The organism is Stenotrophomonas sp. STEN240 (genome assembly GCF_056756175.1).
Genome location: NZ_JBRRBO010000008.1, coordinates 80,789 through 103,150, shown reverse-complemented (window position 1 = coordinate 103,150; position 22,362 = coordinate 80,789). Strand labels below are relative to the sequence as shown.

Here is a 22,362-nt window from a genome sequence, read left to right as displayed (position 1 = left end):
TGTTTTAAGAGCTTCAAAATCGTAGTAGACCGGCCGGAACCGCCCGGCCAGCCGTTGCCGACATGGGTTGGCACCGGACCAATCGAAGAAAGCATTTCAAGGATCCCCCGTGGCAAAAATCACCAAAACCTTCCAGTACGGCAAACACACCGTCACGCTTGAAACCGGCGAAGTCGCCCGCCAGGCCGGCGGCGCAGTCATCGTCAAGATGGACGACACCGTGTTGCTGGTCACTGCCGTCGCCGCCAAGAGCGCGCGCGAAGGGCAGGACTTCTTCCCGCTGACTGTTGATTACCAGGAAAAGTTCTACGCCGGTGGCCGTATCCCGGGTGGCTTCTTCAAGCGTGAAGGCCGTGCGACCGAGAAGGAGACGCTGATTTCGCGCCTGATCGATCGCCCGATCCGTCCGCTGTTCCCGGAAGACTACAAGAACGAAGTGCAGATCATCGCCACGGTGATGTCGCTGAACCCGGACATCGACGGCGACATCGCCGCGCTGATCGGTGCTTCCGCTGCGCTGTCGCTGGCCGGCACCCCGTTCAAGGGCCCGATCGCCGCCGCCAAGGTGGGTTACAAGGATGGCGAATACATCCTCAACCCGACCGTGTCGGAGCTGAAGGAATCGCAGCTGGAGCTGGTGGTCGCTGGTACCGCCAATGCCGTGCTGATGGTGGAATCCGAAGCCGCGCTGCTGTCCGAAGACGTGATGCTGGGCGCCGTGACCTTCGGTCACCGCGAAATGCAGAAGGTCATCAACGCGATCAACGAACTGACCGTTGAAGCCGGTACCAAGCCGAGCGACTGGGTTGCCCCGGCCAAGAACAACGTACTGATCAGCGCCCTGCAGGAAGCCGTCGGCGGCAAGCTCGGCGAAGCCTTCCAGGTGCGTGACAAGCTGCAGCGTCGCGATGCCATCTCGGCGATCAAGAAGGACGTGGTTGAAGCCCTGGCTGGCCGCGTTGCCGCTGAAGGCTGGAACCCGGCTGAAGTGTCGAAGGAATTCGGCGAGCTGGAATACAGCACCATGCGCAACTCGGTGCTTGACACCAAGGTCCGCATCGACGGCCGTGCGCTGGACACCGTCCGCCCGATCGCGGTGAAGACCAGCGTGCTGCCGCGTACCCACGGCTCGGCCCTGTTCACCCGCGGCGAGACCCAGGCCATCGTGACCATCACGCTGGGCACCGCACGCGACGGCCAGATCATTGACGCTGTTGCCGGTGAGTACAAGGAAAACTTCCTGTTCCATTACAACTTCCCGCCCTACTCGGTCGGTGAGTGCGGTCGTTTCGGTGCGCCGAAGCGTCGTGAAATCGGCCACGGCCGTCTGGCCAAGCGCGGTGTGCTGGCTGTGATGCCGTCGCTGGAAGCCTTCCCGTACACAATTCGCGTTGTGTCGGAAATCACTGAATCCAACGGCTCCTCGTCGATGGCTTCGGTCTGCGGTTCCTCGCTGGCCCTGATGGACGCCGGCGTGCCGGTCAAGTCGCCGGTCGCAGGTATCGCCATGGGTCTGGTCAAGGAAGGCGAGCGTTTCGTCGTCCTGTCCGACATCCTGGGTGACGAAGATCACCTGGGCGACATGGACTTCAAGGTCGCTGGTACCGCCGAGGGCATCTCCGCCCTGCAGATGGATATCAAGATCGAAGGCATCACCGAAGAGATCATGAAGCAGGCACTGCAGCAGGCCAAGGCTGGCCGTCTGCACATCCTGGGTGAAATGGCCCACGGCCTGACCACCCCGCGTGCCGAGCTGTCGGATTACGCACCGCGTCTGCTGACCATCAAGATCCACCCGGACAAGATCCGCGAAGTGATCGGCAAGGGTGGCTCGACCATCCAGGCCATCACCAAGGAAACCGGCACCCAGATCGACATCCAGGACGATGGCACCATCACCATCGCTTCGGTGAACAACGCCGCTGCCCAGGCCGCCAAGGCCCGCATCGAGCAGATCACCTCGGACGTCGAGCCGGGCCGCATCTACGAAGGCAAGGTCGCCAAGATCATGGACTTCGGTGCATTCGTCACCATCCTGCCGGGCAAGGACGGTCTGGTCCACGTGTCGCAGATCTCCAGCGACCGCGTCGAGAAGGTTGGCGACGTGTTGAAGGAAGGCGATCTGGTCAAGGTCAAGGTGCTGGAAGTCGACAAGCAGGGCCGTATCCGCCTGTCGATGAAGGCAGTCGAAGAAGGCGAGGGCACTCCGGCCGAATAAGGCTGCCGTGTTGTATCGCTGAGAAGAAAAGCGGGCCTTGTGCCCGCTTTTCTTTTGCCTGGAAAACGGCGGAGCCTGCCAACCAAGGCGCAGCGCATAAGCAAGGCAACGCGCGCAAGATAGTGCCGAGCCACGCTCGGCAGCGGCCGTACAAGCAAACCGGCAACCATGCTCGGCAGAGGCCGTCCAAGCAAACCCGCAGCCGTTTGTAGGAGCGGCGTCAGCCGCGAAACCAGCAGCCTTGAAGCGCCCGCAATCCTTGGAACCTGATCGACCTTCAGCTTCGCGGCTGACGCCGCTCCTACAAAAACCTATCCTGCAAACCCCGACACCGGTAGTGCCGAGCCATGCCCGGCAGAGGCCGTACAAGCCAAACCCGCAGCCGTTCGCAGGGGCGGCGCAAACACTGCCGCAACCCGGCGACGCTCGATGCCCGACAACCCCGATCTTCCAGCGCCCGGTTCTGCCGATGGAATCGGGGCAGGTGCCTGCCAGCATTGGCCATGGGGCAAATGGAGGCGGATATGGCTGCTCGCTCAGACGGGGGTGGTGTGGGGCCAGGTCATGCAGGCATCGCTTTTGCCGGCAAGGCTGTTGCCATCTGTTTTCTGGCAGGCATCTGCATTGCGATCCTGGCGCCTGGCTTGCCGCCAAGCCCCTTGCGGTGGTCCAGCCTTTTGCTCGGCCTTTTGCTGTGGCTGGCCAGCCCACGCTGGCGCTGGCTGGGTGCATTGCTGGCTGGCATGGCTTGGGCGTGGTTGCACGCCGGCTGGGGCCTGGATCAGCAGCTGCCGCTGGCCTTGGAGGGTAGGGAAGTGTCTGTGGTCGGCGTAGTGGCCAGCCTTCCCCAGCACGAAATCCGACGTACCCGTTTCCAGCTACGGGTGGATGGAGACATCGCTCAATCGGCGGGTCTGCATGGGCGCACATTGCAGGTGTCCTGGTACGACGACTTCGGTGCAAGCGAGCCGGGTGCGCGCATCCACGTGCGTGCTGGCGAGCGCTGGCGGCTGGATCTGCGCGTGCGCGCACCCCGTGGTCTGATCAATCCCGGTGGCTTTGATGCCGAACGCCATGCCTTGGCGCAAGACATCGCCGCCAGCGCTATCGTGCGGCAGGCGCCGACGCCGCACAGAGTGTCGGCTGCAGCAGGGCTTGGCGCGTGGCGCGAGCAGATGGCGGCGCGGATCAGGGCGCAGGTGCCGGCCGGATCCTCGCACTATGTGCAGGCATTGGCGCTGGGTGACACGCGCGGGCTTGGTGAGGCGGATTGGCAGGTGCTGCGGGCGACAGGGCTGACCCATCTGATCGCCATCTCCGGCTTCCATGTTGGCATGGTCGCTTTGTGCGCAGCGTGGATGGTGGCCGGTGTCTGGCGGCTGCTGCCCTGGTGTGGCCGCTATTGTCCCAGGCCGCAGGCGGTCGCCATCGGTGCGCTGATCGGCGCAACTCTGTATGCAGCCGTTGCCGGCTTTGGCCTGCCGACAGTGCGGACGGTGTTGATGGTGGCGGTGGTGGTGCTGGCGCGGCTTGGTCGCCGGCCAGTGGATGTGGCCGCGTCACTGGCATTGGCTGCATTGGCTGTGCTGTGTCTGGCGCCGTTGTCGGTGTTGACGGCCGGCTTCTGGCTCAGCTTCGCCGGTGTGGCGTGGCTGCTGTGGTGCCTGCCTGAGCGCGGGCATTGGCTGCGCAGTTTTCTGTCGGCGCAGCGGGTGGCGACGCTGGGCCTGCTGCCGCTGACGGTACTGCTGTTCGGCCAGGCCTCGGCGATCGGGCCGGTCGCCAACCTGCTGGCGATTCCGTGGTGGAGCCTGGTGGTGGTGCCATTGGCGCTGCTGGGTACTGCCTTGGAGGCCGCATGCAATGGTGCCGGTGGGTTTGCCTGGCGGGCATCGGCATGGTGTTTCGATCTGAGCTGGCCGCTGTTCCAGGCGCTGGGTAGTGGCCGTTATGCGCTGTGGTGGTTGCCGGAGCCGGCGTGGTTGGCGCTGCCGCTGGCCTTGTTGGCGGCGGTCTGGATGTTGCTGCCTGCCGGCATGCCGGGCAAATACCTGGCGCTCCTGCTGTGGTTGCCTTTGTGCCTGCCGTGGCGTGACCGGCCCGGCGACGGTGCGTTTGAACTGACCACGCTGGATGTTGGGCAAGGCTTGGCGGTGCTGGTACGTACCGGCCAGCACAGCCTGCTGTTCGATGCCGGCCCGGCGGTCGCCGACGGCTTTGATGCGGGCGAGCGGGTGGTGGTGCCGGCACTGCGCGCCTTGGGCGTGCAGCGGCTGGACGCGTTGGTGGTCAGCCACGGCGATCACGACCATGCAGGCGGCGTGGCGGCGGTACAGGCCGTATTGCCGGCGCGCAGTCTCTGGGCGCCGCCCGGGTTGACGTTGCAGTCGCCACAGGCCGGGTCTGTCTGCGAGGCGGGGCAGGTATGGCAATGGGACGGGGTACGCTTCGAGTTCCTGCATCCGACGCAGGGGTTTCCCTATCTGGGCAACGAGTCCAGTTGCGTGTTGCGGGTGCAGGGGCCCTTTGGGGCTGCCCTGTTGACTGGCGATATCGGTGAGGTGATCGAACAGCGTCTGCTCAAACAGGTGCCGGCAAAACTGCGCGCGGATGTGGTGCTGGTGGCGCACCACGGCAGTGGCGGTTCGTCCAGCCCGGCTTTTGTGGCCGCAACCGGCGCGCGCCTTGCGCTGATCTCCAACGGCCACGGCAACCGCTTCGGCCATCCACGCCAGGACGTGGTCAGGCGTTGGCAGCGCAATGGCGCCGAAGTGCTGGCTACAGACAATAGTGGGGCGCTGCAGGTGTGGCTTGGTGAAGGCGGGCTGCAGGTACGGGAGCGCAGAATCTGGCGTTCAAGGCTGTGGGATGCCGCTGAGCGGGCGCGGGCGGCTGCTATCCTATCGGACATCAAAAACGCGGCCACGGCGCCGGAGGGTTGAAACGTGTGGGAATTGGTCAAAGCCGGCGGATGGCCGATGGTGCCGTTGCTGCTGTTGGGCGTGCTGGCGTTGGCCATCGTTCTGGAGCGTTTCTGGAGCCTGCGGCGTAACGAGGTATTGCCCCCGGGGCTGGGCCAGGAGGTCCGCAACTGGGCAGCGCGCGGCAAGCTGGATGCCAGCCATATCGACTCCCTGCGTGCCAACTCACCGCTGGGTGCGTTGCTGGCTTCCGCGCTTGAGGCGCGCAATCGCCCGCGTGACCAGATCCGCGAACGTATCGAAGACACTGGTCGTCATCTGGTACATCGGATGGGGCGCTTCCTGAATGCCTTGGGCACCATTGCCTCGGCCGGTCCCTTGCTGGGCCTGCTGGGTACCGTGGTGGGCATGATCCAGATGTTCCTGGGCATCCTCGATCACGGCGTGGGCGATGTGGGCCAGCTGGCCGGCGGCATCGGCAAGGCGCTGGTGTGTACCGCCACAGGCATGATGGTGGCGATCCCGGCGTTGATGTTCCATCGCTATTTCCGTGGCCTGATTGATGGCTATGTGATCGAGATGGAGCAGGAGGCCGCAGCGCTGCTGGACGCGCTCGATGGGCGGCCGGCGGTGATGGCTGCCAACAAGGCTGCAGCGCCGCGCCCGGCGGCGACTGAAAAGGCCTGAGCCCATGCGTATTGGTAGCAACCGCACGCAGGATGAGCCGCATATCGATCTGGTGCCCCTGATCGACGTGATCCTGGTGCTGATCATTTTCTTCGTGGTGACCACCACCTTCGATGCGCGCTCGACGCTGCAGGTGCAACTGCCCACCGCCAGCGACCAGAAGACGACGGCGCCGCAGAGTTCGTTGAGCGTGCTGGTCAATGCCGATGGCCGCTACTTCGTCAATGACCAGGAAGTGCTGCGCACCGACATCGAATCGCTGAAGCAGATCATCGCGCAGCTGGCCGGTGCTGATCGCGAGCAGACGGTGCTGCTGCGCGCCGATGCGCGTACACCGTATCAAGCGGTGGTCACCGCGCAGGATGCCTTGGGTCAGCTTGGGTTCCGCCGGATTGCGATTGCCACTGCGCCGGAAGCCAAGCAATGAGTGATAACACTTCGGCCTGGCAGGTCTACAAGCGCTTGCTGGGCTTTGCCAAGCCCTATCGGCCGCTGCTGTTGATGGCTGGCCTGGGCATGCTGATCGAAGCAGCTGCGGGCAGTGGTTTCCTGGTCTTGATGAGCCCGATCACCAATAGCCTGGTGAACCCGAAGGACATCAATCAATGGATGCCCTTGGCCGTTATTGGCCTGTTCCTGTTGCGTGGTGCGGCCGGCTACTTGACCGACATAGGCATGGGCAAGGCTGCACGCAGTATCGCGCGAGATTTCCGTGTGCGCGTACTGGGCAAGTATTTGAGGTTGCCAGGCCAGCGGTTTGATTCGGAGCCGGTGCCTTCGATGCTGGTACGGCTGGGCTCGGATAGCGATCAGGTGGCGCAGGCCGCGGTTGATGCGATGAAGGTGGTCTTGCAGCAATCACTGCAGGCACTTGGTTCGCTGGGGGTGATGCTTTACTACAGCTGGCAGGTAACCCTTGCGATCTTTGTGCTGGCACCGCCGTTGGCATGGGTGATGAACAAGGTGGCCAAGCGCTACCGTCGTATCAGTCACCGCATCCAGGAGAGTGGGGCTGATCTGCTTCAGGCGGCCGACCAGGCGCTGTCCAGCCAGCAGGAAGTCAAGATTTACGGCGCACAGCCGGTCGAGCTGGATCGCTATACCGCCCTGGCAAATACCAATCTGCGCTTGGCGATGAAGGTCGAGGCGACGCGCAGTGTTTCTTCAAGCATGGTGCAGTTGATTGGTGCGGTGGGGCTGGCGGCGCTGTTGCTGATTGCCGGTCACGAAGCCGCTGCCGGGCGCCTTACCGTGGGTGATTTTGTCGGTCTGTTGATGGCGATGCTGGCCATCATCCCCGCGCTGAAGCAGCTCACCAACGTGCAGAACATGACCCAGCGTGGCATCGCCTCGGCGCAGCGCCTGTTCTCGGTTCTTGATGCTGAAGATGAAGTAGACGCAGGCAGCATTCCGCTGCAGCGTGCAAAGGGCCTGCTTGAGTTCCGCAATGTCACCGCGCGTTACGCAGGGCAGGACAAGCCGGCGCTGCAGGACATCAGCTTCATTGCCCGGCCGGGCACGGTCACCGCCATTGTCGGGCGTTCCGGCAGCGGCAAATCAACCTTGATCAAGCTGATTCCGCGCTTCTATGAAATCGAGGCCGGTGAGATCCTGCTTGATGGTCATCCGCTGCAGGACTACAAGCTGGCCGACCTTCGTCGGCAGATCGCCCTGGTCGGTCAGCAGGTGACCTTGTTCAATGGCAGCATCGCGCAGAACGTGGCCTACGGCGAGTTGCAGGAGCGCAGCGAAGCGGAGCTGCAGCAGGCCATCGATGGCGCCAATGCCAGCGAGTTCGTCGAGCAGCTGCCGCAGGGTGTGGATGCGCCGGTGGGGGCCAAGGGCAGTCGTCTGTCCGGCGGCCAGCGCCAGCGCCTGGCGATTGCCCGCGCCATGCTCAAGGACGCGCCCATCCTCATCCTGGACGAAGCCACCGCCGCGCTGGACAACGAATCCGAGCGGCTGGTGCAGGACGCCCTGCAGAAGCTGATGCCCGACCGCACCACGCTGGTCATCGCCCATCGCCTGTCCACCATCGAACATGCCGATCAGGTGTTGGTGATGGACCAGGGGCGCATTGTTGAGCGGGGCACCCATGCCGAGTTGCTGGCGTTGGGTGGCGTGTACGAACACCTGCATAGCATGCAGTTCCGCGACAGGCAGGAATGATGGCCAAGCAAGGACCGCAAACGCCGGCCTACTGGTATGGCGATGCGCCGGTGCCATTGCCGGCACGCTTGCTGGCACCGCTGTACGCCGCGCTCACCGGCCTGCGCCGCAGTCTGTACCGGCGCGGCTGGCTGCGCGCCCGGCAGGTGGCGGTGCCGGTGATCGTGGTTGGCAACATCACCGCCGGTGGCACCGGCAAAACGCCGTTGACCATCGCACTGGTCAACCGCCTGCGCGAAGCCGGCTGGAAGCCGGGTGTGGCCAGCCGTGGCTATGGCCGCGATGAGGCCGATACCGCGCGTTGGGTTACCGCCGATATGGACGTGCGCCTGGGCGGCGATGAGCCGGTGCTGATCGCCTGGAAGACCGGCGTGCCGGTGCGGGTGGACAAGGATCGGGTGGCGGCGGCGAAGGCGCTGCTGGAAGCTGGCTGCGATGTGGTGGTCTGCGACGACGGCCTGCAGCACTACCGTCTGGCGCGTGACATCGAGATCGAAGTGGTCGATGCGGTGCGTCGCTATGGCAATGGCCGGCTGCTGCCAGCCGGGCCGCTGCGTGAGCCGGTGTCGCGAGCGGCACATTGCGACTTCCGTGTGGTCAACCTGGGCCAGGCCAGCGATGCGCCGGATCAGCTGGCCGAATGCGGCTTTGGCGAGTGGGCCATGCGTTTGTCGATCGAGGTGGCGCGGCCGCAGAATGGCGGCCCCGACAAGCCCTTGAAGGCCTTCGCTGGGCTGCGCGTGCATGCGGTGGCCGGCATCGCCAACCCGCAGCGGTTCTTTCAAATGTTGCGCAGCCGCGATATCGGCGTGGTGCCGCATGCTTTCGCCGATCATCATCGCTATACACCGCAGGACCTGTCGTTCGGCAGCGAGTTGCCGCTGTTGATGACCGAAAAGGATGCCGTTAAATGTCAGGCATTCGCCACCGCCTGGCATTACGCGGTGCCGCTGCAGGCCGAGCTGCCGGCAGCGTTCTGGATTGCCTTGCTGGATCGTCTGGGTAAGTTGGCCCGCGCCTGATAGGGGCGGCCATGCTGCTTGTTGGAAGGAGTTGAAATGAGCCTTGTTGCTGAATTTGTGGTGGCCATTCCGGCCCGCTATGCCTCCACCCGCCTGCCGGGCAAGCCGTTGGCGCTTATCGCCGGCGAGCCGATGGTGCTGCATGTGGCGCGTCGCGCCCTGGCGGCCGGGGCCCGCGAAGTCTGGGTAGCCACCGACGATGCGCGCATCGCGCAGGCGGTGGCGGGTTTGTCCGGCATACACGTGGCGATGACCGACCCGGCACACGCCTCCGGTACCGATCGCCTGGCCGAATGCGCCCGCCAAGCGGGTTGGGCGGACGATGTCATCGTGGTCAACCTGCAGGGGGATGAGCCGTTCGCTCCCGCTGCCGGCATCCGTGCGGTGGCGACGGCCCTTGCCGATAGTGGCGCACCGATGTCCACCTTGGCGACGCTGGTGGAGGACGCACCCACCTTGTTCGATCCCAATGTGGTCAAGCTGGTACGCAACGCCCAGGGCGACGCGTTGTACTTCAGTCGTGCCCCGATTCCGTGGCACCGTGATGGCTTCGCCCGCAGTCGCGACAACTTGCCGCCGGCACAGTGGCTGCGGCATATCGGCATCTATGGTTACCGTGCAGGCTTCCTGCAGACGTTTGCGGCCATGCCGCCCGGCAACCTCGAGCAGATCGAGTCGCTGGAGCAGTTGCGGGTGCTGGAGGCCGGTTACCGGATAGCCGTGGCGTTGTCGCCCGCGCCGTTCCCGCCGGGCATTGATACCCCGGAAGACCTACTGCGCGCCGAAGTGCAGATGCGGGCAGCGCCTTGAAGTTGCTGGTGGTATGCCTGGGTAATATCTGCCGCTCGCCGATGGGTGAGGGCGCTTTGCGCGCACGGCTCGGCGAGGCCGGGCTGGATGGCTGGGTGCAGGTCGACTCGGCGGGCACCTCCGGTCATTGGCATGCCGGGCGCAGCCCGGATCCCCGAGCCGTTGCCTGCGCCCGCGGCCATGGCGTGGATATTTCCGGCCAGCGTGCCCGCCAGCTGCTGGTTGCGGATTTCGAAGAGTACGACCTGATTCTGTGCGCCGATGGCGACAACCTGCGCGACGCCCAGGCATTGGCGCCTGCGGGCCTGGCCTCGCGTGCGGTGCCATGGCTGCCGTGGGCCGGAATCACCCACAGCGAGGTGATCCCGGATCCCTATTACGGTGATGTGAAAGATTTCGAGCACAGTTGGGCACTGATCGATGCTGCGGCCCAGGTCACGGTGCGTCGCCTGTCGCGGCGCGAGGACTCCGGCATAATCCCTGCATGAACGAAACCCGCGTATTGGAACTGCCCACTTCCGCTATCTGGCTCAATGCCGCACCGGTAAGCCTGCAGGATATGCGTGGCCGCCCGCTGGTACTGGCCTTCGTCAACGGCGCATCGGTGTGGTGCATGCAGCGCCTGGCCGAGGTCAAACGCTGGCAGGCACGCAACCCAGGCCGGGTGCAGTTGCTGGTGGTGCAGGTGCCGCGATTCGAGTTCGAGCGCGAGCCGCAGCATGCCTTGAAGCTGTTGCGCCGGCAGGGCGTCAGCGCGCCCATCGTGCTGGATGCGCAATGGGATGCGTGGCGCCGGTTCGAGGTGCAGTCCTGGCCGACCTTGGTGCTGCTCGATGCCTACGGGCAGGAGACTGAGCGGCTGGTAGGCGCGACTGGCGACCTGGAGCGGGCCTTGAACACATTGTGCGAAGGCGTGACACGGCCGCTGGACGACGATGGCATACGCGAACTCAACGCCGAGCCGCGCCTGCCGTTGCTGTTCCCGGCCGGGCTGGTGGCAACTGCCGATCGTCTGTACGTGGCCGACACCGGCCATCACCGGATTCTTGAATGCACCCATGCCGGGCGCGTGCTGCGCCAGTTCGGCCTGGGCAGTGCCGATCTGATCAATGGCGGGCTTGGCGAGGCGGCGTTCAATCGTCCGCAGGGTTTGGCGCTGGTGCGCGAGATCCTGTATGTGGCCGATACCGGCAACCATGCGTTGCGCAGCATCAACCTGATCAGCGGGCAGGTGGATACCTTGTGCGGTAACGGCCGTGCGGGCGATCCGCGCGCCGGCGTGCTGGCCCAGCCCTGGGACAGCCCGCTCAATCATCCGGCCGCAGTGGCTGTGGCTGACAACCAGATCCACATCGCCATGGCCGGCGACAACCACATCTGGAGTTACGACCTGGGCAGCCGTGAGCTGCGCTGGCGGGCGGGTGCCGGTGCGGTGGAAGTGCGCGACGGCAGCGGCCATCTGGCAGCGTTCGCGCAACCCAGCAGCCTGGTTGCGGTCCAGCAGACCCTGTACGTCTGCGACTCGCTGGGTTCGGCCATCCGCTCGGTGCAGCTGCGCGGTGATCTTGTGCAGACCCTGGTCGGGCAGGGCCCGTGGGAATCGGGCAACGTCGATGGGCCGCGCCTGCGCGCGCGCCTGCAATACCCATTGGCGCTGGCAATGGGGCCGGACTCGCCGCTGTTGTGGATTGCCGATGCGGGCAACGGCACGCTGCGTACCTTGCGGCTGGGCGGCGGCGATCTGTCTACCGTCAATCTGCCGCGTCGCCTGCATGGCCCGGCGGCGTTGGCGGTGGCGGCCGGCGCCATCTGGATTGCAGAGGCTGACGCGCATGCCGTTTTGCGTTTTGATCCACTCAGCGGCGAACTGAGTGAAGTGCCGATTGAAGGATGACCGACGCAGTCGCCAATGAGTTCGATGGCAAGGCCTTTGCCGCGGCGCTAAGCACCGCGCCGGGGGTGTACCGGATGTACGCTGCCGACGACACCCTCCTGTACGTGGGCAAGGCCGGTGCGCTGCGCAAGCGCGTTGGCAGTTATTTCAATGGCTCGCCGAAGAGTCGACGCATCATGATGATGCTGTCGCAGGTGACGCGGATGGACGTCACCGTCACCCGCAACGAGGCCGAAGCGCTGCTGCTGGAAAACCAGCTGATCAAGTCGCTGACGCCGCGCTACAACGTGTCACTGCGTGACGACAAAACCTATCCGCAGGTACTGCTGACCCGCGAGCAATGGCCGCGCATCGCCCTGCATCGTGGGCCGCGTGCGATACCTGGACGCTACTTCGGGCCGTATCCCGGCGTGGGCGCGGTGCGCGAGACGCTGAACCTGATGCACAAGCTGTTCAAGCTGCGCAGCTGCGAGGACAGCGTATTCCGCAACCGCTCGCGCCCCTGCCTGCAGTACCAGATCGGCCGCTGCAGCGCGCCCTGCGTGGACCTGGTGGCGCAGGCCGAGTACGACGAATCGGTGCGGCGTGCGGCGCTGTTCCTGGAAGGCAAGAGTGACCAGCTTGCCGACGAATTGATGCAGGCCATGCAGCAGGCCAGCGATGCGCTGGAGTTCGAGCGCGCCGCGCGGCTGCGCGATCTGGTGGCTTCGCTACGCAGCATGCAGAACCGCCAATATGTGGATGGACGCGCAGCCGATCTGGACGTGCTGGCCTGCGCAACGCAGGGCGCCAGCGCCTGCGTGATGTTGTTGGCGTTCCGCGACGGTCGCAATCTGGGAACGCGCGCGTTCTTCCCGCGCACCAATGGCGAAGACAGTGCCGAGGAAGTGTTGGCGGCGTTTGTCTCGCAGTACTACGTCGAGCATGAGCCGCCGGCCGAAGTATTGCTGGATCGGCAGATTCCGGATGCGGAGATGATCGAGGCCGCGCTCAGCGCGTCGGCCGAGCGCAAGGTGGCCTTGAAGTGGAACGTGCGTGGCGAACGTGCGGGTTATGTGGAACTGGCCAGCCGCAACGCGCAGATCACCTTGATTGCCGAGATGGACAGCGCCGGCGCGCAGCAGGCGCGCAGCGAAGCGGTGCGCGAGATGCTGGGGCTGGCCGAGCCGGTCAAGCGCGTGGAGTGCTTCGATATCAGCCACACCATGGGCGAGGCCACGGTGGCTTCGTGCGTGGTGTTCGATGCGGCTGGCCCGGTACGCGCGCAGTACCGGCGCTACAACATCAGCGGCATCGAGCCGGGCGACGATTACGCCGCCATGCGTCAGGCCATCGACCGTCGCTTCCGCCGCGCGGTGGAAGAGGGTGGGGTGCTGCCGGACGTGCTGCTGATCGACGGTGGTGCCGGACAGTTGGCGCAGGCACAGGCGGCGTTGGCCGACCTGGGCGTGGAAGGGGTGATGCTGGTTGGCGTTGCCAAGGGCGTGGAGCGTCGCGCCGGGCATGAAGCGCTGGTACTGCCCGATGGTCGCGAACTGCGTCCTGGTGCGGCCTCACCGGCGCTGCAGTTCATTCAGCAGGTGCGCGATGAAGCCCATCGTTTCGCCATCACCGGCCACCGCGGGCGTCGCCAGAAGGCGCGCATGACCAGCAAGCTGGAAGACATTCCGGGCATCGGCCCGCGTCGACGCGCGAGTCTGCTCAAGCATTTTGGCGGAATTGCCGGGCTCAAGGCGGCCGGCGAGGCGGAAATTGCCCGCGTGGAAGGCATCAATGCCGCCCTCGCCGCGCGTATCTACGCTAACCTTCATGGTCTGTCGGTACCCGATCCGGCAGCGGAGTAATGTTGTAATGAAATTGACCATCCCCACTTGGCTGACGCTGCTGCGGATCATGATGATCCCGGTGCTGGTGCTGGTGTTCTACCTGCCCTACGCATGGACCAATTTCGCCTCGGCGGCGATTTTTGGCCTGGCGGCAATCACCGACTGGCTGGATGGCTGGGTGGCGCGGCGGTATGAGCAGCATTCGGCGTTCGGCGCGTTCCTGGACCCGGTGGCGGACAAGTTGATGGTGGCGGTGGCCTTGTTCCTGATCGTGCAGGGGCACCCGACGCCGTGGATGGCGTTCTGGGCGGCGGTGATCGTCGGCCGTGAAATCGCGGTATCGGCGTTGCGCGAGTGGATGGCCGAAATTGGCCAGCGTGCCAAGGTGCGGGTGGCGATGATCGGCAAGGTCAAGACCACCGCACAGATGGTGGCGCTGCTGTGCCTGCTGTACTCGGTATCGCCGAATACGCCGTTCACCGATATCTGGATGGGCGCCGTGGTTTTCCATATTGGCGACTGGATGCTGGCCATCGCCGCGATGCTGACCCTGGTGTCGGCACTGCAGTATCTGCGGGCGGCCTGGCCGAGCCTGCGTGAAGATGAAAAAGCTGCCCGCAACGGCGCAGTTAAAAAGTGAACAGGCTGTTGACACTGCTGCCAATGCATGTAGAATTTCGCCTCCCAAGCGGGAATAGCTCAGTTGGTAGAGCGCAACCTTGCCAAGGTTGAGGTCGCGAGTTCGAGTCTCGTTTCCCGCTCCAGTTTCAAGCATTGGTCCGTGTGGTTTGTGGGCTGATGAGTAAATAGATGTAGCAAGCCTGCGGGAATAGCTCAGTTGGTAGAGCGCAACCTTGCCAAGGTTGAGGTCGCGAGTTCGAGTCTCGTTTCCCGCTCCAGTCTTGCAACACATCTTCGAATGCTGGTTGTCCGCTTGGCGGCTGTCACATTCAATCCGCGGGAATAGCTCAGTTGGTAGAGCGCAACCTTGCCAAGGTTGAGGTCGCGAGTTCGAGTCTCGTTTCCCGCTCCAGATAATGGCCTGCAGATTCCATGTGATATCTGCAGGCAAAGAAAAGCCCCTGACGGGGCTTTTTTATTGTCCAGCGTTTTTGCCTGCAGCCATTGCTGCCGGTGCCGGCAGCAATGGCGATGCGAAGGCGCGATCAGCGCGCGCCGTGCGCCGCGGGTTCCGCAGCGGAGGTGTTGGCCGCTGCACTCCATGCGCGCAGCCCGATCACGGCCAGGCCGAGGAAGAACACATACAGGGCGGCAGTCACATGCAGTGACTTGAACAGGTACGCGCCCACGTACACCACGTCGACCACGATCCACAGCCACCAGGTGGCCGTGTGGCGGCGTGCCTGCCACCACTGCGCGACCAGGCTCAGGCCGGTCAGCATCGCGTCCAGCCATGGCAACGAGGCATCGGTGAAGCTGTGCATGCCGGCGCCCAAAGCGATACCAACGAGCAGGCCGATGCCGAGGTCACGCAGCATCTTGCTGCATGACAGGGGCACGATACGCACGCTGCCTTCATCGGCGGCGTGCCGGCGCCAGTTGATCCAGCCATACAGCAGGAAGCCGGCGAAGGCGGCCTGCAGCAGACTGTCCGAGTAGAGCTTGGCCTCGATGAACACCAGTGCGTACAACGCCACCGATACCAGGCCGACCGGCCAGGCGACCATGCGCCGTTGCGCCATCAGCCAGACGCCGAGGATGCTGCACAGCGCGGCCGACCATTCGAGCATGGCGCTGCTCACAGCGCGAAGCTCACCGATACGCGGGCCTGCCGCGGTGCACCCGGGAACAGGTAGTAATCGCCCATGCTGCTGCCGGTATCGCGCCAGTAGAAACGGTTGAAGACGTTGTCCACCGACAGGTTCCAGCTCACCGCGTGGCCCTGCAGCTGGTGCTGGAAGCGCAGGCCGGCATCGAACACGCTGTAACTGGGGGCGCGCACCGCGCCATCGGCGCGCGCGGTATTGGCCGAGGCATAACGCCAGCCGCCGGTCAGGTCCAGGTTCTCGATGAAGGGCAGGGCATAGCTCAGGTGCACGCTGCCGCGTAGCTTGGGCACGTTGACCAGCTGGTGGCCTTGGTAGCTTGGCGTGTCGGTATCGCGTGCGCGCGCCTGCAGCACGCTGGCGCTGGCGATGATCTGCAACGCATCGCTGAGCTGGCCGTTGGCGGTCAGTTCCAGGCCGATGTGGGCTTGCTTGCCCTCTTCAACAAAGGTGTAGCCGACATCGCTGTTGTCGGGTTTCGCGTATTGATACGGCTGGGTGGTGCGGAACAGTGCCGCGCCCAGGTTCAGCTGTTCGCTGCTGGCGTACTTGACGCCGACTTCGAGCTGGCGCGATTGCACTGCCGGCAGGAAGGTGTCGGCATTCGATGTCCAGAACGGTGCCTCCTGGCCCAAGGAAATGCCTTCGACATAGCTGGCGTAGGCAGTGAGGCTGTCGCTGGCTTTCCACAGCACGGCGGTCTGCGGCAGGAAGCGCGACAGGCGGCTGCGGCGCTGCGGGTTGCCGCGCTTGTCGTAGGCGCGTTCGTCCAGGCGCACGTAACGGCCGCCGGCCAGCCACTGCCAGTCTTCATTGAGCTGGATGCGGTCCAGTGCGAAAACCGCAGTCTGGCGGCTGTCCAGGCGGCGTGCGGATGCGCCGGGCTGCAGCGGCGAGGGTTCGAATACCGGCAGGCGGTTGTCGTGGATGTTGACCGTGCCGACGTACTCGTTGACGTTGCGGCGCTTGTCCACGGTGCGGCGGAACTGGTCAGCGCCCAGCATCAGCTGATGGCCGAAGCTGCCGGTGTCGAAGCTGCCACGCAGCTCGGCGCGCAGTTCCTGGTTGCGGCGGGTATCGTCCGGGCTGCGGTAGTCGTAGATGTCGTAGTCGCCGTTGGGCGCGAAGTAGTTGCCGGGCACGCTGCCGTCGGCGCATTGCGCGGCGTAGTAGCAGCCGTAGGCGAAGGCGACGTTGTCGTCGATCACCGTGCGGCTGTGGCTGAGCGCAACGCGCGATTGCCAGTTGGCATTGAAATCGTAGGTATGCAGTGCGGTGATGTTGGTGCTGGCGATACCCACCGGTTGCTGCCACGGCTGGTAGCCGAGCATGTGCTCGCGGTCCACGCCGGTCGGCAACGTGCTGCCCCCCAGCAGCTGATAGCCGGAGGCCGAGCGCTGCATGCTGGTCTGGTAGTTGGCGTCCACTTCAAGCTTGCCGCGTTCGCCGATCAGCCAGTCGGTTGCCAGTGCATAGAAGTTGCGGCGGCCATCGGCATGTTCGATATAGGACTTGCTGTCATCCCAGGCTGCGTTGAAACGCAGGCCGAAGCGCGGCGTCAGCCAGTGGCCGACGTCGATGGCCGCGTAACGCGAACCTTCGGAATCGCTGCCCAGGGTGAGGGTGCGCACTTCCGCTGTCCGCTTGCCGACGTAATTGATGATGCCGCCCGGCGCCATCACGCCGGCGGCGAGGCCGGCCTCACCCTTGAGGATTTCCACCGACTGCAGGTTTTCCAGTGCCAGGCGCTGTTCGCCGGCAATGGACATGCCGTTGAAGCGGTAGCCGGTGGCGGTGTCCAGCGCGAAGCCGCGGATGGCGATGTTCTGGTAATAACCCACCGGCGCGTAGGCATCACCGAGCGAGGCGTCATTGCTGGCCAGTTCGGACAGCGAGCGGATCTGCTGGTGGTCGAGCAGGTCACGATCCAGCACGTTCATTGAAGCCGGGGTGTTCTTCCAGTCGCCACTGCCAAAGCTGTTGACGCGGGCGTTGTCTGCTTCCGGCTGGTGGGCCTGCACGCGCACGGCGGCAAGTTCGGTCGGGGAGTGTTCGGCGGCCGCATCGAGGCCGGTGTCGCTGGCATACAGCGGCAGGGCAGTGCTCAGGGCGAGGGACAACAACGTGGGGCGCAGGCAGCGGTTCATTCGATTCGTCTTCAGACAACAAGGGAGACGAAGCGAAGGCGTGCATGCGCAGCGCCGGTGACGGCGCTACGACTGCTGCTCAAAGCTCCCTACGCCGGTGCAAACCGGATCAGGTTCCAAGGGACTCTCTCAGCCTGGCATTCCAGGCACCCCCGCTTCAGGGGGCATTTCACTACAAATGCGAACGATTTGCGAGCCGGCCTGCTTCAGGCTGCCTCGTGCAGGGCATGCAGCAGGGCTTGGCCAGGGGTACTGCCGAACCATTGCGGGTGGCCGAGCATGAACGGTTGCCAGGCGACATCAGCGTTGGCGGTCGAGCCGGTGATGCCTTCGAAGTACTCCACTTCGGACAGTGCAAAATCGAAATGCACCATCGGCAGCAGGTCGGCCAGCAGGTGCACGCGCTCGGCCGACAGCGGCAGGACCTGGCGGTAGCCTTCGAGCAGGGCCAGTGCGATATCGATGCGCACCGCGTCGTTGCCGCGTTCCAGTTGCAGCCAGGCAATCGCATTGCGTTCGATGGCGGTGGCCAGGTCGAACAGGGCACTGGTGGGCGAGGCCAGCCCAAAATCCAGCACCGTGCTGACTTCGTTGGCGTGCTGGTCGGTGCCCCAAAGCAGGTTGGAAACATGCCAGTCGTTATGTGCCCACAGCTGCGGCTCGGCCTGCAGGCGCTGGGCCAGGCCCTTGTGCCAGGGCAGGACGTTGCGCTGCAGTTGCTGTTCCCAGGGGATGCGGGCCAGGTAACGGGCCAGGCCGGGGCGGTTGGGCAGGTCGGCCTTGAGGATGGCGATCGGGTCTTCGGCGCGGATCAGCTCATCTCGTGCGACCAGCAGCTGGGTGCTGCGTTGCGGCGCCTGGTAGCTGGCCGAGGCGCGGTGCAGGGTGGCCAGCATGCGGCCGGCCGCGCGTGCGCGTTCAATATCGGTCAACAAGGTCCACGACGGCGCATCGCGGTACAGGTCCGCGCCTTCGCCGATGGTGTGCAGTTCATAGGTCCAATCGCCGTGTTCGATGGCGGTATGGCCATCCTTGCCCTGCAACAGGGTGACCACCGGCACGCCATGGTTGGCCAGATGCTGGATGAACCGGTGTTCCTCTTCCAGGCAGGCAGCGCTGCGCACCAGCCGGTGATGGCGCTTGATGAACAGTTTGCCGCGCGCGCTCTGCACGATGGCAGCGGCCGACATCGGCCGCGGGCTGTGCCAGAGCAGCTGGCTGTCGGCTTGCAGCTGCGGGTAATGCTTCTGCAGCCAAGCGAGCTCGGGCGCGTCGATGGCGGGCCAGTCAGCGGCCACTTCATCGTTGTTGAGGCCTTGCACGCGGTGCGGTTGCTGGATCATCAGGACAGGCTGGGGCAGGTGATGCGAGAGAGGCGCGATGGTACGTCAGTTGTAGCGACCAGCAAAAAGCCAGCCCACCAAGTTCCCTTCGGGCCGCGTGAAAGGGAGACGGCACCAATGTAGTGCCGAGCCATGCTCGGCAAGGGCTTTACCCGTAAAGCATCGCAGTGCCGAGCCAAGCTCGGCAGGGGGCTCACCCGTAAAGCATCGTAGCGCCGAGCCATGCTCGGCAAAGGGCTCACCCGTACAAGCGTCCAGGCCGCCCCAGCCCCTGCGGCTCATCAGCACCGCCCGCACCCAGCCCCTTCAGCCACCCGCACAATGTGAAAGAAATTGTTAAAAGCGCTGGCGCATCATCGGTGAAGTCTGTAATATGCGCGGCACACCACGCGGGAATAGCTCAGTTGGTAGAGCGCAACCTTGCCAAGGTTGAGGTCGCGAGTTCGAGTCTCGTTTCCCGCTCCAAATCTGAAAGGGCCCCCGCAGCGGGGTCTTTTCATGTCGAGGTGGTGTATCGCTTCGACGATGCAAGTTGTTTGGCCTGGTAGCAGAGTGGTTATGCAGCGGATTGCAAATCCGCGTACGCCGGTTCGATTCCGACCCAGGCCTCCATGAGGCAAGCACTAAAGCCCTGAGAAATCAGGGCTTTTTTGTTTTCCGCGATTTGTTGCCGGTCGCCTGCAACCTGCGGCTTGGCGCTGTAATCCCCTCTGCGACGGGTTTATGGGTGGCAGAGGGAGGTGGCGCGCGCGGTGCAGGTTGGCGCCCGCCTGTGAGCAGGCAAAGCCTGCTGTCAGATGCCGGTTCGCGCGCTGATCTCATCTTCAAGGTGCGCAAATGCGCGCCATTCGATTGCCTGCAGCTGCGTGCGCTGTGCGGGCGGCAACATGCTGCTCAACATCGCTGCACCGAAGTCGCTCAACACGGCCTCGCCGGTGGTCGGGTTCCACAGGATGTTGTGGGCGTACAGGTCGCCATGCAGTACGCCGTTCGCATGCAGATGGGTGAGTGCGGCGCGGATGCAGGCGAGCAGGCGTTCGGCGATGGCGGGCGTGAAGCGTGTATCGGTCGCATAGATATCGCGCGTGCAGCTGGCCAGGCTGGGCGGGCCAGCCAGATTGACGTACACCGCCGGGAGCAGCGGCATCGCCACCGCCAGACGGCCTTGCGGGTGCCCTTCAACCACCGCCAACGGCGCCAGCAGATTCGGGTGGCCGGCGGCAGCGAGACCGGCGGCCAGTTCCGACTGTGGCGTGCCATCACTGGTGAATGCCGCCTTGAAGACCTTGACCGCAACCGCCTCGCCGCTGCGTTTACGGGTGGCGCGATGGATGTGTCCACTCGCTCCTTCGCCCAGCAGTGCGTCCATCTCCAGGTCGTCGTAGTTGATGGCGTGGTGATGTGCATCGGCGAGCGCGGCTTGCTCGGCCTCGGCGGTCAGCGGATTGCCGGCCAATGCTGGCCATGCCAGGTTCGGCAGTGCAAGCAGGGTTGCTGGAATTGCACTGAACTGGTTGCTGGCAATGCGCAGCAGCTCCAGTGCCTTGCAATCGCTCAGATCGGGCAGGGCAGTGAGTTGGTTGCACGAGAGCATCAGCTTCTGCAGGCGCGGGCGTTGGCCAAGTGCTGCCGGCAGTTCACTGAGTTGGTTGTCGGTGAGAATCAACCAGCGCAGCCGCGGCGGCAGGCTGCGTTCGGGTACGTGCGTAATCGCGCAGGCCTTGAAGCCGATCATTTCCAGCTGCTCGCAGGCGCCAAGTACAGCCGGCAACTGCGTGAATGGATTATTGGAGCAGAACAGGATGCGCAGCTTGTGCAGCCGCTGTAGCTCATCGGGCAGGGAGGTGAGCTGGTTGCCGGAAAGATCCAGTACTTGCAGGGTTTCGGCCAAGGCATACAGGGCCAGCGGGAATTCGGTCAGGCCCTGGTTTACCAGGCGGACGGTGTGGGCGCCGGCGAGCGAGCCGTTTTTCAGATCTTCAAGGGTATGCATGCGCGGCGAGTGTACTGGCTCCAGCACAAGAGTTTTGTGGGAGCGGCGTCAGCCGCGAAGCAAGCAGATCGTCAGCGCAAGGCTTTTGTGGGAGCGGCGTAAGCCGCGAAGCTGGCTGATCAATAGATTGCATGGATGGCAAAGATTCCAGCAAGGTAAGCCTCGCCGCTTACGCCGCTCCTGCAATGCTGGTAGCGGTGAGTGCCGCCAGCACGATGCACACCAGCGCGATGCCGGCAAACACCAGCGGCTTGATGCGTAGTCCAGATATGGCGCCCGCGTCATCGGTTATCGGCCGGGCGCGATGGATCAGGTCCAACGGGTAGTGGCTGGCGGCCATGGCATCGTCGCAGGCATCCATGCAGTTGCCGCATTCGATGCAGCTGCGTGAGTGGCCGTTGCGGATATCCAGCCCGATAGGACAAGCCGCAACGCAGGCGCTGCAATCGGTGCAGTCACCCAGGTGCACGGGGCTGAATTTGGGCATGGCGCCGGCGATCGCCGGATGCGCAGCACGGAACACGTAGTCGGCGGCGGTGGTGGCGTCGAGCAGCCCGCGTGAACGGTGCAACACGCTGGCGTTGTCCAGCGCGCGCGGGCCGCGTGGCTCGCCGCGTGGGGCGTTGTATTGGATGGCCGGCGTGCGTGTGTCGGTAATCAGGGTCTGTATGCGGCTGTAAGGGCATAGGTAGCTGCATACCTGTTCATGCAGGTAGACCACGTTTGCCCAGGTCGCCAGGCCGTAGAAGCTGATCCAGAACCATTCCCAACCGCTGAGCGAGAAGCTGAGCAGGCCCTGCACCAGATCCGCGATGGGGGTGAAGTAGCCGACGAAGCTGATCCCGGTCCACAGCGCGATCCCCGCCCACAGGGCCTGCCTGAGCGGAGGCCCCAGCGCTGCCATCCGGCCCTTGAAGGCGGTCAGGCCGGTCAGCTTGCGGAACAGGCGGGTCAATACCGTTTGCGGGCAGGCATAGGTGCACCACAGGCGGCCGTACAGGCTGGTAGCCAGGCACAGCAGGGCCAGTGCCGCCAGGGCAAGCCATAGCAGCGGCAGTGACTGCTCCGGCTGCATCTGGAAACCGGCGATCTGGAACTGGCGCGCATCGATATCCAGCAGCAGCCAGGGAGTGTCGTTCCATTGCAGCCAGGGCAGGCCGTAAAACGCGGCCAGCATCGCCGTGGTGGTGAGCTGGCGGATGCTGTCGCGGCTGCGGGACGACTTGGCGCTGGCTTCGCCGATGCTGCGCACCGGCCTCATTCGAAGGACTCCTCCGGCTCGCGCGCCGGGCGCAGCAGCAGCGCGGTCACTCCGCAGGCGCACAGAGTGCCTGCCCAGAACATGAAAAAGCCCAGCGAATAGCCCAGCTCACGACTGATCACGTAGTGCGGAAAGCTGATCTGCTGCAGCTGCAGTGGATCGATAAAGGCGAAGAACACCGCCGACATCACCGCCGCGGTAAAAAAGCTGGGCCAGGCCACGGCGCCCAGCAGTTGGATCATGGGTAGCGCGCGGCGGCTGTCGTGTTCGGCGGGGGCAGTCAT

The 22,362-nt window shown here is 64.5% G+C and carries 17 protein-coding genes, 5 tRNA genes and 1 riboswitch; of the genes, 16 read left to right on the top strand and 6 right to left on the bottom strand.

Annotated elements, in window-relative coordinates:
* The first annotated feature begins 109 nt into the window (after nucleotides 1–109).
* The 14 genes from pnp (at nucleotide 110) to ACVOKO_RS05670 (ending at nucleotide 14,580) form a co-directional block, all read left to right on the top strand.
* Complete coding sequence (gene pnp, locus ACVOKO_RS05735) at nucleotides 110–2,218, top strand: polyribonucleotide nucleotidyltransferase (protein WP_346497987.1); 2,109 nt, start codon at nucleotides 110–112, stop codon at nucleotides 2,216–2,218.
* A gap of 524 nt (nucleotides 2,219–2,742) precedes the next feature.
* Nucleotides 2,743–5,160, top strand: coding sequence for a DNA internalization-related competence protein ComEC/Rec2 (locus ACVOKO_RS05730; RefSeq protein ID WP_430980720.1), 2,418 nt, complete (start codon nucleotides 2,743–2,745; stop codon nucleotides 5,158–5,160).
* 3 nt (nucleotides 5,161–5,163) lie between these two features.
* Nucleotides 5,164–5,826: a MotA/TolQ/ExbB proton channel family protein gene (locus ACVOKO_RS05725; protein WP_346497985.1), complete on the top strand. Its 663-nt coding sequence runs from the start codon at nucleotides 5,164–5,166 to the stop codon at nucleotides 5,824–5,826.
* A gap of 4 nt (nucleotides 5,827–5,830) precedes the next feature.
* The gene (locus ACVOKO_RS05720) at nucleotides 5,831–6,253 is read left to right on the top strand and encodes an ExbD/TolR family protein (RefSeq protein WP_057626685.1); all 423 of its coding nucleotides are present in this window, start codon (nucleotides 5,831–5,833) and stop codon (nucleotides 6,251–6,253) included.
* Complete coding sequence (msbA, locus tag ACVOKO_RS05715) at nucleotides 6,250–7,995, top strand: lipid A export permease/ATP-binding protein MsbA (RefSeq protein ID WP_346497984.1); 1,746 nt, start codon at nucleotides 6,250–6,252, stop codon at nucleotides 7,993–7,995. Before ACVOKO_RS05720 ends, msbA begins: the two co-directional genes overlap by 4 nt.
* Nucleotides 7,995–9,017: a tetraacyldisaccharide 4'-kinase gene (gene lpxK, locus ACVOKO_RS05710; protein WP_346497983.1), complete on the top strand. Its 1,023-nt coding sequence runs from the start codon at nucleotides 7,995–7,997 to the stop codon at nucleotides 9,015–9,017. Before msbA ends, lpxK begins: the two co-directional genes overlap by 1 nt.
* 36 nt (nucleotides 9,018–9,053) lie before the next feature.
* Nucleotides 9,054–9,827 (top strand): 3-deoxy-manno-octulosonate cytidylyltransferase, encoded by a 774-nt coding sequence (kdsB, locus tag ACVOKO_RS05705; RefSeq protein ID WP_346497982.1) that lies wholly within the window; start codon nucleotides 9,054–9,056, stop codon nucleotides 9,825–9,827.
* On the top strand, nucleotides 9,824–10,315 hold the full coding sequence (locus tag ACVOKO_RS05700; protein ID WP_346497981.1) for a low molecular weight protein-tyrosine-phosphatase: 492 nt from the start codon (nucleotides 9,824–9,826) through the stop codon (nucleotides 10,313–10,315). The genes kdsB and ACVOKO_RS05700 overlap by 4 nt, the downstream gene beginning before the upstream one ends.
* Nucleotides 10,312–11,721 (top strand): hypothetical protein, encoded by a 1,410-nt coding sequence (locus tag ACVOKO_RS05695; protein WP_346497980.1) that lies wholly within the window; start codon nucleotides 10,312–10,314, stop codon nucleotides 11,719–11,721. The genes ACVOKO_RS05700 and ACVOKO_RS05695 overlap by 4 nt, the downstream gene beginning before the upstream one ends.
* A complete protein-coding gene (gene uvrC / locus ACVOKO_RS05690) occupies nucleotides 11,718–13,565 on the top strand; it encodes an excinuclease ABC subunit UvrC (protein WP_346497979.1) in 1,848 nt (615 codons plus the stop codon). Before ACVOKO_RS05695 ends, uvrC begins: the two co-directional genes overlap by 4 nt.
* 7 nt (nucleotides 13,566–13,572) lie before the next feature.
* Nucleotides 13,573–14,187, top strand: a complete 615-nt coding sequence (pgsA, locus tag ACVOKO_RS05685) for a CDP-diacylglycerol--glycerol-3-phosphate 3-phosphatidyltransferase (protein WP_346497978.1) — start codon at nucleotides 13,573–13,575, stop codon at nucleotides 14,185–14,187.
* 48 nt (nucleotides 14,188–14,235) lie between these two features.
* Nucleotides 14,236–14,311 (top strand) — tRNA-Gly (locus ACVOKO_RS05680).
* A gap of 59 nt (nucleotides 14,312–14,370) precedes the next feature.
* Nucleotides 14,371–14,446, top strand: a tRNA-Gly gene (locus tag ACVOKO_RS05675).
* 58 nt (nucleotides 14,447–14,504) lie between these two features.
* A tRNA-Gly gene (locus ACVOKO_RS05670) sits at nucleotides 14,505–14,580 on the top strand.
* Nucleotides 14,581–14,713: 133 nt separating this feature from the next.
* Here ACVOKO_RS05670 and pnuC read toward each other — a convergent pair.
* The 3 genes from pnuC to ACVOKO_RS05655 form a co-directional block, all read right to left on the bottom strand.
* Nucleotides 14,714–15,298 (bottom strand): nicotinamide riboside transporter PnuC, encoded by a 585-nt coding sequence (gene pnuC, locus ACVOKO_RS05665; protein ID WP_346497977.1) that lies wholly within the window; start codon nucleotides 15,296–15,298, stop codon nucleotides 14,714–14,716.
* Nucleotides 15,299–15,306: 8 nt separating this feature from the next.
* Entirely contained in the window at nucleotides 15,307–17,481 is a 2,175-nt protein-coding gene (locus tag ACVOKO_RS05660) for a TonB-dependent siderophore receptor (RefSeq protein WP_346497976.1), read from the bottom strand.
* A 69-nt stretch (nucleotides 17,482–17,550) separates the two neighbouring features.
* Nucleotides 17,551–17,645, bottom strand: a riboswitch (TPP riboswitch).
* A gap of 42 nt (nucleotides 17,646–17,687) precedes the next feature.
* Nucleotides 17,688–18,824 (bottom strand): phosphotransferase enzyme family protein, encoded by a 1,137-nt coding sequence (locus ACVOKO_RS05655; protein ID WP_346497975.1) that lies wholly within the window; start codon nucleotides 18,822–18,824, stop codon nucleotides 17,688–17,690.
* Nucleotides 18,825–19,213: 389 nt separating this feature from the next.
* Between ACVOKO_RS05655 and ACVOKO_RS05650 the strand changes: the two genes are divergently transcribed.
* Together ACVOKO_RS05650 and ACVOKO_RS05645 are read left to right on the top strand one after the other, a co-directional pair.
* Nucleotides 19,214–19,289, top strand: a tRNA-Gly gene (locus ACVOKO_RS05650).
* A gap of 73 nt (nucleotides 19,290–19,362) precedes the next feature.
* Nucleotides 19,363–19,436 (top strand) — tRNA-Cys (locus ACVOKO_RS05645).
* Nucleotides 19,437–19,617: 181 nt separating this feature from the next.
* Here ACVOKO_RS05645 and ACVOKO_RS05640 read toward each other — a convergent pair.
* The 3 genes from ACVOKO_RS05640 to ACVOKO_RS05630 form a co-directional block, all read right to left on the bottom strand.
* Complete coding sequence (locus ACVOKO_RS05640; protein WP_346497974.1) at nucleotides 19,618–20,817, bottom strand: leucine-rich repeat-containing protein kinase family protein; 1,200 nt, start codon at nucleotides 20,815–20,817, stop codon at nucleotides 19,618–19,620.
* 169 nt (nucleotides 20,818–20,986) lie between these two features.
* Nucleotides 20,987–22,078: a 4Fe-4S dicluster domain-containing protein gene (locus ACVOKO_RS05635; RefSeq protein WP_346497973.1), complete on the bottom strand. Its 1,092-nt coding sequence runs from the start codon at nucleotides 22,076–22,078 to the stop codon at nucleotides 20,987–20,989.
* Complete coding sequence (locus ACVOKO_RS05630) at nucleotides 22,075–22,362, bottom strand: hypothetical protein (protein ID WP_346497972.1); 288 nt, start codon at nucleotides 22,360–22,362, stop codon at nucleotides 22,075–22,077. Before ACVOKO_RS05630 ends, ACVOKO_RS05635 begins: the two co-directional genes overlap by 4 nt.